The 15,458-nt window shown below is 76.8% G+C and carries 8 protein-coding genes; all 8 read right to left on the bottom strand.

What is annotated here, in order from left to right; genetic code table 11:
- Positions 1–536 precede the first annotated feature (536 nt).
- Positions 537–1,424 (bottom strand): hypothetical protein, encoded by an 888-nt coding sequence (locus tag AB0O19_RS36980; protein WP_363626019.1) that lies wholly within the window; start codon positions 1,422–1,424, stop codon positions 537–539.
- Between the two features lie 121 nt (positions 1,425–1,545).
- Positions 1,546–4,431: a condensation domain-containing protein gene (locus AB0O19_RS36975; protein ID WP_363626017.1), complete on the bottom strand. Its 2,886-nt coding sequence runs from the start codon at positions 4,429–4,431 to the stop codon at positions 1,546–1,548.
- Positions 4,428–6,245 (bottom strand): non-ribosomal peptide synthetase, encoded by a 1,818-nt coding sequence (locus AB0O19_RS36970; RefSeq protein ID WP_363626015.1) that lies wholly within the window; start codon positions 6,243–6,245, stop codon positions 4,428–4,430. Before AB0O19_RS36970 ends, AB0O19_RS36975 begins: the two co-directional genes overlap by 4 nt.
- 74 nt (positions 6,246–6,319) lie before the next feature.
- Positions 6,320–8,113 carry an AMP-binding protein gene (locus tag AB0O19_RS36965; RefSeq protein WP_363626013.1) on the bottom strand — a complete coding sequence of 598 codons (1,794 nt, stop codon included), beginning with the start codon at positions 8,111–8,113 and terminating at the stop codon, positions 6,320–6,322.
- A gap of 47 nt (positions 8,114–8,160) precedes the next feature.
- Positions 8,161–9,336, bottom strand: a complete 1,176-nt coding sequence (locus tag AB0O19_RS36960) for an acyl-CoA dehydrogenase family protein (protein ID WP_363626011.1) — start codon at positions 9,334–9,336, stop codon at positions 8,161–8,163.
- On the bottom strand, positions 9,333–12,443 hold the full coding sequence (locus tag AB0O19_RS36955) for an amino acid adenylation domain-containing protein (protein ID WP_363626009.1): 3,111 nt from the start codon (positions 12,441–12,443) through the stop codon (positions 9,333–9,335). Before AB0O19_RS36955 ends, AB0O19_RS36960 begins: the two co-directional genes overlap by 4 nt.
- Before the next feature lie 346 nt (positions 12,444–12,789).
- Positions 12,790–14,064 (bottom strand): non-ribosomal peptide synthetase, encoded by a 1,275-nt coding sequence (locus tag AB0O19_RS36950; RefSeq protein ID WP_363626007.1) that lies wholly within the window; start codon positions 14,062–14,064, stop codon positions 12,790–12,792.
- Positions 14,065–14,138: 74 nt separating this feature from the next.
- Positions 14,139–15,431 carry an MFS transporter gene (locus AB0O19_RS36945; RefSeq protein WP_363626005.1) on the bottom strand — a complete coding sequence of 431 codons (1,293 nt, stop codon included), beginning with the start codon at positions 15,429–15,431 and terminating at the stop codon, positions 14,139–14,141.
- Positions 15,432–15,458 lie beyond the last annotated feature (27 nt).

Raw genomic sequence — 15,458 nt, 5'->3', positions numbered from 1 at the left:
CCCGCCAACCGATCCGCCACCCGCCGACCGGTCTTACCCGTCCCACCCACCACCAGCACCACACCAGCACCGACCGGAAGATCCACAACACCCTTGGCAACCACAGCAGCCACCCCATTCGGAGAAGAAGTCGACGAAACCAGCGGACCCGGGCGGTTCTGCGAACCCCGCGCGTCCGTCCTCATGTCCACCAGTCAAATCCACTCCGGGCCGGCGAACCATAGCCTCCACACTCACATCCATGCGCGAGCGTCTACCGTCCCCCGGTGTGCCCCGCCCCGGGTCCTGTCCGGCCGGACAGGACCCGGGGCGGGTCTGCTTCGCCATCCACCAGAACACACCCAACCCGCCACGAACCACCCGCCTTGAGGCGGCCTCCAGTGGATCTCCAGCGCCGGCACACCGCCCCCACACCCCGGCCCGGGCGACCGCAAACGGAAGGGTGCGCGTCGGGTGGGGCGGGAGGCGGACCCGGAGTCCAGGCCGGACGCGCACCCGGGTGGGCAGGTGGCCGGCATCGGTGAGCCGCCGGCGGCTCAGGGCAGCAGCAGGCCCGGGACGAGGACCAGGCCGACCAGGCCCGCGACCAGGGTCGGCAGGCCGGTGACGCCCATCCACACCAGGTGGCCGGCGAGCCCGCCCGGCGTGTCCGCCGACAGGCGGCCGGGCACCACCAGGACCGTGCGGGGCCGCGCCACGTCCTGCACGTCGGCGGCGCTGCACTCGTGCCGCTGCGCCGTGCCGAGCTGGTCGGTCACCCGGTAGGTGTACCGGAGCGTGCGCCGGGTGCTGCGGGAGTGGCCGTGGACGTCGTGCACCCTGTACTCCCCGAGGTAGGAACCGGTGAACTCCGCCGGGCGGAGCTCGCCGAGTGCCTGCTGCTGGCGCCAGTACCGCAGCTGCCAGGGCAGGTTCGCCGCCCAGGCGGCGCTCACCCACCAGGCGGCGAAGCCGGCCCAGACGAACCCGGCCCGCACGGGGTGGCCGAGCAGGGCCAGGGCGACGGACTCGGTGAGGCAGCCGGCGAACAGCGCGAGGAGGCCGAGCTGCCAGCCGGCGGGCCGCAGCGGCCTGGGCCGCCGGAACGGTTCGACGCGGATCCGCGTCGGGTCGGCCGGAGCCTCGGCGAGCCGTTTCAGCCGTTGCGCGTTGATGGCGTCGGCGAACGCCTGGGCCTTGGCGTCGGTCGTGCCCAGGCGGAACTCGGAGCGCTCGCCGCGCCCCGGCGGGTCGACCTCGACGCACAGGTCCCAGAGCACGCCCCGGCCGGGAACGGCGTGCACCCGGCGGATCCGGCCGTAGGGGATGTGGAAGGCCTCCGGTTCCTCCTGCCACACCAGCGCGGATCCGGTCATCCGCACCGAGCGCCGGCCGAACCAGGTGCGGAGTTCCCTCGGCGGTGCGAGTACTGCCTGCCCGGCCATCGCTGTTCTCGTGCTCCCCCGTGACGTGATCTCGGCCGCGTGATCATATAGCCGCGGCGGCCCCCCGAACGGCCGTGGCGGCCGGCCTCGGGCCGGCCGCCACGACGCGGAGCGGTGCAGGTCAGCCGACCATCGCCGCCAGGACGGTGCGCCAGTCCTCGCCCGGCTCGGGGCTCAGCGGGGCGGCGAGGGTCTCGGCGCGGTAGTGCCAGGGGCGGCGGAGTTCGGGATCGGCGTCGGGGCGCAGGTCCAGCGGGCTGCCGGAGTCGAGCAGGCGCACGAGCTCGCCGGTGAAGTCCGCCCAGGAGACGTGCCCGTTGACGGCGTTGACGATCCGGCCGGCCGCCGGGTTGCCGTCGGCGACGCAGGCGGCGAGCGCGCGGGCCAGGGCGGCGGAGTGCACCCAGGCGGCGCCGTACCAGGTAGAGCGGTCGCCGGGGGCGGGGGCGGGCAGGGCGATCGGGCGGCCGGCCAGGGCGGCCTGGTAGAGGTCGCCGGTGGAGCCCCAGCGGAGCTGGTCGCGCAGGCGCTGGTGCGGGCCCCAGACGATCGGGGCGCGGACCACGGTGGCCGGGCCCCGGCCGGTGGCGGCCGCCTCGAACAGGATGCGCTCGCAGTCCAGCTTGGCCTGTCCGTAGGGGCTGACCGGTTCGCCGGTCGGGCCGCCTTCGGGGATGTCGGTGCCGGACGGGCGGCCGTAGGCGTCGATGCTGCTGACGAAGACGAACGGGCCGCCGCGCCAGCCCTCGACCAGGGCGCGCATCGCGGCGAGGTCGACGGCGTGCTCGGTGAAGGTGCAGGCGGCGTGGATGACGGCGTCGACACCCTCGACCGCGCGGCGCAGGCTGTCGAGGTCGGCGAGGTCGCCCTCGGCCAGTTCGGCGCCGTGCAGGGCGGGCAGGTGGGCGGACTCGGGCCGGACCAGGGCCCGGACCGGGCGGCCCTGGGCCATCAGTTCCTGGAGGACGGCCGCGCCGACACCGCCGGTGGCGCCGGTGAGCAGCACGGTGCCCGCGCGGGTGCGGGTGCCCGGGCGGGAGCCGGTGCGGGCGGGGGCGGCGCGGCGCTCGTCCTCGCGGGTGGCGAGCAGGGCGGCGAGGGCGCGCGGGGTGCGCTGCTCCAGCACGTCCAGGCCGGTGAGCGGCAGGCCGGTGCGGGTGCGCAGGCGTTCGGCGAGCTGGACGGCGACCAGGGAGTGGCCGCCGAGGGCGAAGAAGTCGCCGTCGGCGGGCGGAGTGGTGCCGAGCAGTTCGCCGAACGCCGTCCGGACGGTGTCGAGCGGGCCGGACCGCCCGGGGGCGGTCGGGGCCGCGCCGGGCAGCCGGCCGCGGTCCGGGGTTCCGTCGGCGTGCCGGGGCAGCCGGTCCAGCAGGGTGACGGCGGACGGCAGGTGGGCGGGGGCGAGGTGGCGGCGCAGTGCGGCGCGCAGTTCGACGCCGGTCGGGGCGACCGGGCCGCGCACCACGGCGTAGGCGAGCGGCGGGCCGTCGGCGGTCTCGACGACGGCCGCCTCGACCACCCGGGGGTCGGCCGACAGTGCGGCGAGGGCCGGGTGCCGGGCGGTGGCCAGGCGGGTGCCGGGGAGCGCGGAGAGGGGCTGGTCGGGGTCGGCGGCGACGGCGGCGAGCAGGTCCGCGAAGGCGGTGAGCAGTTGCTCGGCGGTGGCCTCGTCGAGGGCGTCCCGGTCGTGCTGGACCAGGCAGCGCGGCTGCGGGCCGTCCTCGACCAGCAGGGCGAGGCCGAACTTGGCCAGGCCCAGGTCGAGTTCGACGTCCTCGGCGGTGAGGCCGGGCAGCGTGAGCGGCTCGGCGGGGTGGACGAGGTCGCAGCTGACGGACAGCAGCGGGGTGCCGTCGGCGCCGCGGGCCGCCGCGCCGAGCCGCTCGACGATCAGGTCGAACGGGATCTCGTGGTGCTGCTGCGCGTCGAGCAGCGCGGTCCGGGCCCGTCCGAGCACCTCGGTGAAGGTGGGATCGCCGGCCAGGTCGGCGCGCACCGCGAGGGTGTTGACGCCGAGGCCGACGGTACGGCGCAGTTCGGGCCGCAGGCGCTGGCCGCTGGCGCAGCCGAGGGTGAGGTCGGCCTGGTCGGCGGCGGTGCGCAGGGTGGCGAAGGCGGCGGCCAGGACGACGGCGAACAGGGTGGCGCCGTGCCGGGCGCCGAGCCGGCGCAGGCCCTCCACGGTGGCGGGGGCGAGCGGGGCGGCGTGCAGGGTGGCCCGGCGCTCGCGCGCCCCGGGCGGGGTGGGCCGCAGCAGCGCCAGCGGGCGGGCGCCGGCCAGGTGTCGGGCGCGGGCGTCGGCGGCGCTGGTGAGTTCGGCGTCGCGGGTGCGCTCCTCGCGGGCGTACTCGGCGTACGACGGTCCGGGCGGCGGGAGTTGGGGCGCCACGCCGTCGCGGGCGGCGGCGTAGAGGGCGGCCAGGTCGGCGGCGAGGACGGGCAGCGAGCCGCCGTCGACGGCGATGTGGTGGATGTTCAGGAGCAGGGTGTGGTCCTGCGGGCCGTGCCGCAGCAGCAGGGCGCGCAGGACCGGACCGGTGGCGAGGTCGAAGGGGCGGGCGGCCTCGGCGGCGAGCAGGGCGGGGGCGTTGTTCCCGGCGCCGTTCTCCCAGGTGGCGTCCACCGTGCGCAGCGGCACCGGGGTGACCGGGTCGGTCTGCTGGTGGGGCTGGTCGCCCTGGCGGCCGTAGCGGGTGCGCAGGACGGCGTGGCGCTCGGTGAGGCCGGTGAGGGCGGTGGCGAGGGCGGCGGGGTCGAGCGGTCCGCGCAAGCGGGTGGCGAGCGGGACGTTGTAGAGGGCACCGCCCTGGCCGAGGTGGTCCATCAGCCACATCCGCTGCTGGGCGTGCGAGAGCGGGGCGGGGCCGGCCGGGCCGTCGCCCTGGCCGGTCGGCGCGCTCTGCGGGGCCGCCGGGCGCCCGCCCGCGGCGGGGCGGTTGCGGCGGGCGCGGCGCAGCAGGTCGGCCTGGTCGGCGGTCTGGTCGACGGCCGGGTGCTCGGCGGTCATCGGGTGGCTCCTTGCGGGGTGTCGTCGTGCGCGGCGCGCAGGGCTCGTTCGAGCAGGTCGGCCTGGCCGGCGACGGTGGGGTGGCCGAGGAAGTCGGCGAGCGAGAGTTCGACGCCGAGGTCCTCGCGGAGGTCGTCGACGACCCACATGGCGAGCAGCGAGTGGCCGCCCTCGGCGAGGAAGTCGGCGGCCGGGTCGGTGATCGGGCGTTCCAGGGCGCGGGTCCAGGCGGTGGCGACGGCCTGCTGGATCGGGGTGAGGGCGGCGGCGGTGCCGGGTCCGTCGGCGGCCGTCTCGTCGGCGGCGGCGAGGGCGCGGCGGTCGATCTTGCCGGTGCCGGTCAGCGGCAGGGCGGCGAGTACGGTCCAGGCGGTGGGCACCAGGTGGGCCGGCAGCCGGTCGGCGAGCCGGGCGCGGAGGGTCTCGACGGCCGGTCGGCTGCCGTCGGCGAGGACCAGGCAGGCGGTGAGCGCGGCGTCGGTGTGGCCGGGCCGTCGGACCACGACGGCCGCCTCGGCGACCTCGGGGAACTGCAGCAGCGCGTGCTCGACCTCGCCGGGTTCGATCCGGAAGCCGCGGACCTTCACCTGGTCGTCGGTGCGGCCGTGGAACTCCAGTGCGCCGTCGGGGCGTTGGCGGACGAGGTCGCCGCTGCGGTAGGCGCGGCCGGTGCCGGGCAGGTCGCGGAAGCGCTCGGCGGTCAGCTCCGGCCGGTCCAGGTAGCCCTGGGCGAGCCGGTCGCCGGCGATCCACAGTTCGCCGACGGTGCCGGGCGGCACCGGGGCGAGCTCCTGGTCGAGGACGAGGGTGCGGGCGCCGCCGAAGGGCCGGCCGATCGGGACCGGGCCGGTGGTGCAGTCGGCCGGGGTGATCCGGTGCAGGGTGGTGAAGGTGGTGGCCTCGGTCGGCCCGTAGACGTTGAAGAGTTCGAGCCAGGGGAAGGCGCGCAGCACCGCCCCCGCGTACTCGGGCGACAGGGCTTCGCCGCCGACGGCCAGGGTGCGCAGCACGCCGAAGATCCGGGACTGCCGGGCGGCCAGGTGGTGGAACAGGGCGGTGGTGATGAACACGGTGGTGACGCCGAACCGCTCGATGTCGCGGACGAGTTCCTCGGCGGTGGGCCGGTCGGACGGCGAGACGGCGACGGCGGCGCCGCGCGCCAGCGGGGCCCACAGTTCGAAGGTGGAGGCGTCGAAGCTGATCGTGGAGTGGAACAGGACCCGGTCGCGGGGGCCGAGCGTGAACGCGTCCTGGGCGGTGACCAGGTCGGCGACGGCGCTGTGCGGGACGATGACGCCCTTGGGCCGGCCGGTGGAGCCCGAGGTGTAGAAGAGCAGGGCGGGCGCGGCCGGGTCGGCGGCGTCGGGGGCGGCCGCACCGATGGCGTCGGGGCCGTTCCCGGCCGGGGCGGCGGGCTCGGCCAGGACGAGGGTCGAGGTCAGCGCGAGGGTCTGCTCCTCGGCGAGTCCGGCCTCGGCGAGCAGCGTCTTGTCGCCGAGGACGAGCCGGACTCCGGCGTCCCCGGTCATCTCGGCGATGCGCTGGCGCGGGTAGGCCGGGTCGATCGGGACGACGTGGGCGCCGGTCCGCCAGATCGCGAGCTGGGCGACGACCAGGCGGGTGGAACGGGCGCAGAGCAGGCCGACGGCGCTGCCGGGGCCGATCCCCCGGGCGGTCAGGGTCGCGGCCAGCCGGGCCGAGGAGTCGATGAGTTGACGGTACGTCAGAACGGTGGAGCCGTCGGTCACGGCGAGGGCGTCGGGGCGCTCCTGGGCGTGCCGGGCGATCAGGTCCGGGAGGGTCGCGGTGGGCATGGTGGGTCCCTTCCGGGCGCCCCGGCCGCGAACGGCCGGGGCGCCCTGCGCAGGTCGTACGGGCGGGCGGGCGGTCAGACGGCGGCGGCGGCGGTCGGCTGCCGCTCCGCCACCAGCCGGGCGACGGCCCGCAGGTCGGGCTGGCGCAGCACCAGGGGCGCGCGCAGCCGCACCCCGCACTCCTCCTCCAGGGCCTCCAGCAGCCGTGCGGCGGCGAGCGAGTTGCCGCCCGAGGCGAGGAAGTTGTCGCCGGGCCCGAGGTCCGCGCGGCCGAGCAGGTCGCGGCACAGGCGCAGCACGGTGCGCTCGGTGGGCGTGGCGCCCTCCTCCGTCGCGACCGGCTCGTCCGCGGCCGGGGCGAGGAGCAGGGCGGCGCGGTCGACCTTGCCGTTGGCGTCCAGCGGGAAGGTGTCGACCAGGCGGACGGCCGACGGGACGGCCTGCTCGGGCAGCCACGGCCGGACCGCCGCCAGCAGCTCGTCGGCGTCGGCCGCCGAGGACCCCTCGGCGGTCCGGACGAAGGCGAGCAGCCGGACGCCGCCGGTGGGCGCCGGGGCCGCGGCCACCACGGCCCGGCGCACCCGCGGGTCGCGCTCGAACGCGGCCTCGACCTCGGCGGGTTCGACCCGGACGCCGCTGACCTTGACCTGGTCGTCGAGCCGGCCGTGGAACTCCAGCACGCCGTCGGCGCGCATCACCACCCGGTCGCCGCTGCGGTAGACCCGGTCGATGCCGTCCACGCCGGGCGGCACGCCGACGAAGCGCCGGGCGGTCAGCTCGGGGTCGAGGTAGCCGGCGGCCAGGCCCCGGCCGCCGATGCGCAGTTCGCCGGCCTGGCCGCGCGGCACCGGCCGGCCCTCCTCGTCGGTGACCAGGACGACCGCGCCCGGGACGGGCAGCCCGATCGGCGGTGCGCCGGCGCCGTGGTCGAGGCCGGGCGCCATGGTGTGCACGGTGGTGGTGACGGTGGCCTCGGCGGGACCGTAGGCGTTGTGGACGGTCGCGGTGACGTCCGGGCCGGGGGCGCGGCGCAGCCGGTCGCCGCCGATGGTGAGGTGGCGCAGTGCCAGCCCGTCCGGCCACGCGCGCGCCAGGATCGGTTCGGCAAGCGGGGTGGGCAGGATGCTGACGGTGACGCCGGCCTCGCGCCACCAGTCGGTGAGCGCGCCCGGGTCCCAGCGGACGGCCTCGGGGGCCAGGGTGAGCGCGGCGCCGGAGGTGAGGGTGGCCCACAGCTCCAGGACGTGCGGGTCGAAGGACACGCCGATCAGCAGGCTGTGCCGCTCGCCGGGGCCGAGGCCGGTCAGCTCGCGGTACCAGTGGAGCAGCGCGCCGAGGGCGGGTTCGCCGACGGCGACGGCCTTGGGGGTGCCGGTCGAGCCGGAGGTGAGCACCGCGTAGTGGGTGCCGGCGGGCACGTGGACCTGCTCGCCGGGGACGAACGCGGCGACCACGTCGCCGGTCGGGTCCAGGTCGAGCGCCAACTGCTCGCCGCCATGGGACAGTCGGGCCGGGTCGCCGACCAGGCAGGCGGGCCGCAGCTGCTCGGCGACGGCCTGGAGCCGGCGCTCGCCGGGGCGCGGGCCGAGCGGCAGGTGGACGGCGCCGAGCTTGGCGGTGGCGAGGGTGACGGCGGCCAGGGCGGCGGAGTGGCCGAGGCAGACGCCGACCAGGTCGCCGGGGCGGATCCGGTCGCGCAGCGCCGCGGCCACCGTGTCGGCGAGGCGGTCGAGTTCGGCGTAGCTGTAGGTGCGGGCGCCGTCGATCAGGGCGGGCGCGTCCGGGGTCCGGTGCACCCAGGTGGCGAACAGGTCGAGGACCGCGCCGTCCTGGTGCGGGCGACCGTATTCGATGCTCAGGGTTTCCATCATCGTCTCCAGGTGGTTCAGGCCGTTGACAGGCCGTTGACGGACTGTCAGTTCAGGCCCATGGAGCGGGCGATGATCACCTTCTGGACCTCGGAGGTCCCCTCGATGATCGTGGTCATCCGCACGTAGCGGTACAGGAACTCCAGCGGGTGGCCGCGCACCCAGCCGGTGGCGCCGTGCACCTGGAGCGAGCGGTCCACCGCGCGCACGGCGGTCTCGGAGGCGGTGAGCTTGGCGAGCGCCGCGTTCTCCGGCGCCTCGGTGCCGTCGTCGACCAGCCGGGCGCAGGCGAGGGTGAGCAGCTTGGAGCACTCCACCTCGGCCCGGGTGGCCACCAGGTGCTCCTGGACGTGCTGGTACTCGCCGATGACCTTGCCGAAGGCGCGCCGCTCGCGGGCGTACTCGACGCCCATGCGCAGCGCGTACTCGGCGATGCCGTTGCACATCGCGGCGACGACCAGGCGGCCCCGGGAGAGGCTGTCCATGGCGAGGGCGGTGGCCGCGCCGACGCCCTCCTCGCCGCCGATCACGGCGTCGGCGGAGACGGTGACCTGGTCGAGCAGCAGCTCGAACAGCGGTTCGCCGGACATGCCCTCGTAGCGCTGGCCGATCCGCAGGCCGGGCTGGTCGATCGGGAGGACGAAGGCGGTGGCGCCGGCGGTGGGCCCGGCTCCCTCGCCGAGGTCGGTGGCGGTGACGACGAGCACCAGACCGGCCCGGTCGGCGTTGCTGACGAAGGTCTTGCGGCCGTTCAGCACCCAGCCGTCGGCGGTGCGCACGGCGGTGGTGGTGAGGCGGAACGCGTCGGAGCCGGCGTGCGGCTCGGTGAGGGCGAGGCAGCGGGTCTGCTCGCCGCGCACCAGCGGCACGAGGTGGCGCTCGATCTGCTCGGGGGTGCCGTGCCGCAGCAGCGGGCTGGGGCCGTCGGAGCCGGCCAGGGCGTACGGCGCGAGCGGGCAGCCGCTGCGCCCGGCGGCGTGGTGCAGCAGGACGACGGCGGTGAACGGCATGTCGGCGCCGCCGAGTTCCTCGGGGTAGTCGCCGGCGTAGAAGCCGAGCGCGGCGGAACGCTTGCGGACGTAGGCGCGCAGTTCGGCGGGCACCTCGTCGGCGGTCTCGGGCAGTTCGGCGGCCAGCGGGACGAGCTCGCGGCGGACGAAGCTCTCGAACGCGTCGACGAGTTCGCGGTGGCCGTCTTCGAGGACGGCGGAGGGGGCGGTCATGCGCGGTTTGCCTTTCCGGGGTGCTGGCCGGTGAGCGCGCTGGCCTGGTCGGCCAGGACGGCGTGGCGGAACAGGGTGCGCAGCGGCGGGCGGCTGCCGAGGTGCGGCTCCAGCCAGGCGGCGAGCTGGGCGGCGAGCAACGAGTGGCCGCCGACCTCGAAGAAGTGGGACTCGGCGGTGAAGCGGTCGTGGCCGAGCACCTCGCGCCAGGCGGCGGCGATCAGTTCCTGGCCGGGGTCGGCGAAGGCGCTCTCGGCGGCCGGGGCGGCCTCCTGGGTGGGGGCCTCGTCGGCGAGCCGGGCGAGGGCGGCGCGGTCGGGCTTGCCGCCGGGCAGGGTGGGCATCGTCTCGACGGCCGTCCAGGTCGCGGGGACGAGCCCGCCGGGCAGCCGCTGGGCGAGCGCCGCGTGCAGGGCGGCCTGGTCGGGGCGGTCGGCGCCCTCCAGGAAGCCGATCAGGCGCGGGCCGGCCTGCGGGTCGGTGTGCAGCACCACCGCGCAGGAGCGCCCGCCGAGTTCGGCGGAGGCCGCGGCCTCGATCTCCTCCAGTTCGATCCGGTGGCCGCGGAGCTTGACCTGGTTGTCGGCGCGGCCGAGGAAGCACAGCCGGCCGCGCAGGTCGCGGTAGCCGCGGTCGCCGGTGCGGTAGACGCGCTCGCCGCCGAGGGCGGGCACGGTGACGAAGCGGGCCGCGGTCGGCTCCGGCAGGCCGAGGTAGCCATCGGCCAACAGGTCTCCGCTGACGGCGAGTTCGCCGACACAGCCGGCCGGGAGCGGGCGCAGCGCCTCGTCCAGGACGTGCAGGCGCACGCCGTCCAGTTCGGCGCCGAGCGGGATCTCGCCGTCCTCGGCCACGTCGGCGGCGGTGACCTCGTACACGGTGGAGGTGACGGTGGCCTCGGTGACGCCGTAGGCGTTCAGCACGGTGGTCGCCTCGGTCAGGCCGGCCAGCGCGCGGGCGGGCAGGCGCTCTCCACCGAGGACGAGCAGCCGGGGCGCCCAGCGACCGTCGCGCAGCGCCTCGCGCAGGTCCTCGCGGACGGCGAGCAGGTAGCTGGTCGGCAGGTTGGCGACGGTGACGCCGCGGGCGGCGAGCACGGCGACGAGCTCGGGCCCGGTGGGCACCTCGCGCTGCGGCACGACCAGGGCGGCGCCGGCGGCCAGCGCGGGCAGCACCTCCTCCAGCGCCACGTCGAAGGACGGGCGGGCGAACAGCAGCACCCGGTCGGCGGGGGTCAGTTCGTAGCGGGCGGCGATCGCGGCGACGTACCCGGCGAGCGCGTCGCGGCCGACCAGGACGGGCTTGGGCACGCCGGTGGAGCCGGAGGTGTGGATCAGGTAGGCGGCGCCGTCCAGCACGGCGGCGGGCTCGGCCTTGGGGAAGGCCGGGCCGTCCAGCAGCGCGGGGGTGACACCCTCGGCGGGCAGGGCGAGCGCGCTCTGCCGGGTGGCCAGCACCAGGGCCGGGGCCAGCCGGTCCAGCAGCAGGCCGAGCCGGGCGGCCGGGTCCTCGGCGGACAGCGGCGCGTACACGGCGCCGTACCGCAGGCAGGCGAGCAGGGCGACGACGCTGTCCACGCCGCGCGGCAGCACGGCGGCGACCGGCTGGCCGGGGGTGACGCCGGCGGCGCGCAGGCGTTCGGCCAGCTGGGTGACGCGGCGGTCGAGCTCGCCGTAGCTGAGGCGCTCGGTGCCGGCGATCATCGCGATGGCCGTGGGGTCGTGGGCGGCGGCCGGGTCGAGACCGGCCCGGGCGACGGCGGTGGCGGGTTCGGCGGCCGGGGCGGGGTCGAGCGCGGCGAGCGCGGCCTCGGGCCGGTCGAGGTAGCAGCGCAGCAGCTGGAGCAGGCGGTCGGCCAGCAGGGTGGCCTCGGCCTCGCCGAACAGGTCGGCGTCGTAGTCCCAGACCAGGGTCATCCCGGCGCCGCCGTGCTTCTCGCCGACCACCCGGCGGTCGTCGGGCAGCAGCACCAGGTCGAGGTCGAAGCGGGTGGTGCCGGTGTTGAAGCCCTCGTACAGCGAGACTTCGAGACCGGGCGCCTGGACGTCCGGCAGCGCGGCGTCGTGCGCGCTGAACATCACGTTGAACAGCGGGTTGTCGGCGCCGCCGGTGTGCAGGCCGAGCCGGCGGGTCAGCTCCTGGACCGGCAGGTCCTGGTACGGCAGCGCGCGCAGCAGGACGTCGGTCACCTCGTCGACGGCCTCGGTGCCGGGGGCGGCCGGGTCCAGCCGCAGGTGCAGCGGCACGGTGTTCACGAACATGCCGACGGTGCCCTCGAAGCCCTCCGGGCGGTTGCCGACGGCGGTGCCGACGACGAGTTCGCGGTGCCCGGAGTGCCGGCGCAGCAGTTCGGCGAAGAGCGTGAGCAGGGTGCTGAACGGGGTGTGCCCGTCCTCCTTGCTGCGGGTGCGCAGCCGCTCGGCGAGGTCGGCGCCGATCGCCTGGCGCATCTGGCCGCCGCGGTGGCGGCGCACCGCGCCGGGGTTGGCCAGCCCGGGCAGGGTGACCTCGCGCGGGGCGTCGGTCAGCTCCCGCAGCCAGAAGGCGAGCGCGCGCTCGCGGGCGTCCGGGTCGACGGCCGTGCGGGCGTGCTGCTCGTACGAGGGCGCCTCGGGCAGCTGGTAGGGCTCGCCGAGGACGTGGGCGCGGTAGACGGTGAACAGGTCGCGCAGCAGGATCGCGAAGGAGTGGCCGTCGTGGACGAGGTGGTGCTCGACGTGGATCAGCCGGTGGTGGTCCGTGCCGAGGCGCACCAGGTGCCAGCGCAGCACCGGCGCCTTCTCGGTGTCCACCGGCTCCTCGGCCTCGGCGGCCAGCAGCTCGCGGAAGGTGGCCTCCGGGTCGGCCTCGGCGGCGAAGTCGCTGCGGCGCAGCGTCGGTTCGCAGTGCTCGGCGACCCGCTGGCCGGGCAGGCCCTCCGGGCGGGCGACCAGTTCCAGGCGCAGGCCCGGGTGGTGTGCGAGGACGGCGGCCAGTCCGGCGTGCAGCGCGTCCTCGTCGAGGGTGCCCCAGAGGTCGAGCACGGCGGTGAAGTTGTACGCACGACTGCCGGGCAGCATCTGCTCGTGCAGCCAGACGATCTCCTGCGAGGAGGAGAGCGCAAACATCGGTGACTCCCTTGTGTGGTGGGCGTGTTGGCCCTGTGGTGGCGGGGCGGGCGTGGATGGCCCGGCCCTGGTTCCGGGCACGCCGGGGTGGTGGCGCGGCCCGGCGGTCGGTGTGGGGGCTCGGTGGCGGCTTCGGTCCGGGGCGGGTCAGGCGTCCGGGGCGGGCGTCCTGATGCGGACGTCCGGTGCAGGTCCGGTACGGCTTCGGGTCGGGTCCAGGGCGGGTCCGGGGCGGCGTCGGGTCGGGTGCGGATCAGACGTCCGGAGCGGGCGTGCGGATCAGGCGTCCGACGCGAGGCCAGGCCGGGGGCGGGGTCAGGCCGGGGCGGGGTCAGGCCGGGGCGGGTCAGGCCGCCCGCAGGTGGCGGCGCAACGTGGCGAGCAGGTCGTCGAAGGCGGCGGTGGCGGCGTCCTCGGGGAACCGCTCGCGGTCCCAGGCGAGGCGCACCAGCAGGTCGTCGCCGTGCGAGGCGGCGACCGCGAACGGCGCGGCGAGCGGCCGCCCGGCCAGGTGGGTCTCCCGGCCGGGCACGCCGCCGAACACCAGCGGCGGGCGGCGGTGCAGGTCCTCCAGGGTGAGCATGCCGTCCAGGGCGCCCGTCCACGGGGCGCCGGCGGTGCGGGCGGCCCGGACCACCTCGTCGAACGGGGTGTCGGCGTGGTCGAGATCGTCCCACCAGGCGTCGGCGAGGTCCTCCAGGGCGGCGGCCGCGCCGGGTGCGGCGGGGTGCACCAGGGTGTTGAGGAAACAGCCGAGCGCGGCGGGCGCGCCCGGCGGGCGGCCGCCCCACGGGTAGCCGAGGGCGAGCTGCCCGTCGGTCCGGTGCAGCCGGTGGGCGGCGGCCGCGGTGGCGTCCAACAGGGCGGGGAAGACAGCGGTGCGGGCGGCCCCCTCGGCGGCGGGCAGCCGGTGGCTGAGCATGCCGGTGGAGCCGGCCGCTCCCCCGCCCGTCCCGGTGACGCCGCCGAGCCTGCGGCCCCAGTGGGCCTGTGCGGCGGGGCCGCCGGCGGCGTCCTCGGCTGCCAGTTGCCGTTCGACGGCCTCCCGGTAGGCCGCCAGGGCGTCCTGGTCGGGGGCGGCGACGGCCTCCTGGGCGTGGTCGTCCCGGGCGTAGGCGTCGGTGAGGTCGGCGGTGAGGATGCCGAGCGACTGCTCGTCGCAGGCGGCGTGATCCACCGCGAGGGCGAGCAGTTCCTCCCCGCCGTCCGGCTCCCGGGCCACCAGCAGGCGCAGCGCGGGCCCGTCGGCGGGCCAGTCCAGCAGGGCCTCGCGCAGGGCGGAGCGGGCGGTGCCGCCGGGCGGGACGGCGATCCGGGCGGCCTCGGCCGAGGGGGCGCCGACCCGCAGGACGGGCGTGCCGCGCACCGTCCCGAAGCCGCCGCACAGCGCCGGGTGCCGGGCGGCGGTGGCGACGGCGGCGCGGGCCAGCCGGGGCAGGTCGAGGGTGCCGCCCGGGTAGGCGTGGAACAGCGGGACGACGTCGGGCCGGCCCTGCGGCGCGAGCCTGCGGGTGATCAGAAAGCGCCGCTGGGCGCCGGTGAGCGGGAGCAGGTCCATCGGGGAGTCGGCGGCGGCGGAACGGTACCGGGCGAGGTAGGCGGCGGTGATGCTGGCGTGCACGGAACGGTCTCCGGTTTCCGGTTTCGGTTCGGTTCGGACGTCAGGCGGCGGGGCTCGTCGGGCGGCCGGGTGCGTCAGGCGGCGGGGCTCGCGACGGGCTCCTCCCCGGCCGTGGCGGCGGTGTCCGCCGGGAGGTCCCGCAGCCGGCGCAGCGGCGACAGCAGCAGCGGCACCGGGACGAGCAGGAAGCCCGCCGCACACAGCCACAGCGCGGCGCGCGGTCCGGCCGCGTCGGCGACGGTGCCGCCGACGAGCGCGCCGATCGGCAGCGTGCCCCAGACCAGGAAGCGCATGGTGGCGTTCATCCGGCCGAGCAGCTCCGGCGGGCACAGGCTCTGCCGGAAGCTCACCTGGGCGACGTTGTAGGCCACCGCGCCGAACAGCACCACCGCCGAGGCGATCCCGAACAGCACCACGCCCGCGCCCCGGCCGGACAGCGGCCACAGCAGCGCGAACGGCGCCGTCACCACGGTGGCGAGCCAGATCAGCCGGGCCTGGCCGAGCCACGCCGCCAGCCGCCCCGCGCACAGCGCCCCGGCCAGGCCGCCGACGGCGGAGGCCGACAGCAGCAGGCCGATGGCGCCCGGCGCGAGGTCGAGCACCCGCACCCAGAACACCGTCTGCACGGCCGCCAGCACGGCGGCGAACAGGTTGGACACGGCGGTCGCGGCGGCGATCGCGCGCAGCAGCGGGTGCTTGAGCACGAAGCGCACGCCCTCGGCGACCTCGGCGCGCAGCGACCGTCCGGGCGCCGGCTCCGGTCGGGGCTCCTCGACCCGGATCCGGGCGAGCAGCAGGGCGGAGGCGAGGTAGCCGACGGCGTCGGCCACGATGGCGAGCGACGCGCCGAGCAGTTGGACCAGGCCGCCGCCGAGCCCGGGCCCGACGATCTGCGCCGAGGAGCGGACCGTCTCGATCGCGCCGTTGCCCCCGACCAGTTGCTCGCGCGGCAGGACGGACGGCAGGAAGGACTGGTGGGCGACGTCGAAGAAGACCGTCGCCACCCCGGTGACCAGCGCCACCAGGTAGAGCTGGGCCATGGTCAGCACGCCGAGCGCGGCGGCCGGCGGGATCGACCCGACGGCGAGGCAGCGCACCACGTCGGCGCGGATCAGCACCGGGAGCTTGCGCATCCGGTCCAGCCAGGCGCCGGCCGGCAGGCCGACCAGCAGGAACGCGGCGGTCTCGGCGGCGGTCAGCAGGCCGACCTCGAAGGGTGTGGCATCGAGCACCACCACCGCCACCAACGGGAGTGCGACCAGGGTCACCTGGCTGCCCGTCTGGGCCGTCGCGGCTCCGGTGAGCAGGAGTCGGAAGTCGCGGTGGCCGAGCAGGCGGTCGCGGCGGGGGCTTGGCGTCTCGTTCATCAGTGCGACTTTCGGTCACCACTTCGC

The organism is Kitasatospora sp. NPDC091276 (assembly GCF_040684355.1).
GTDB lineage: Bacteria > Actinomycetota > Actinomycetes > Streptomycetales > Streptomycetaceae > Kitasatospora.
This window is presented reverse-complemented; position numbering and strand designations above follow the sequence as displayed.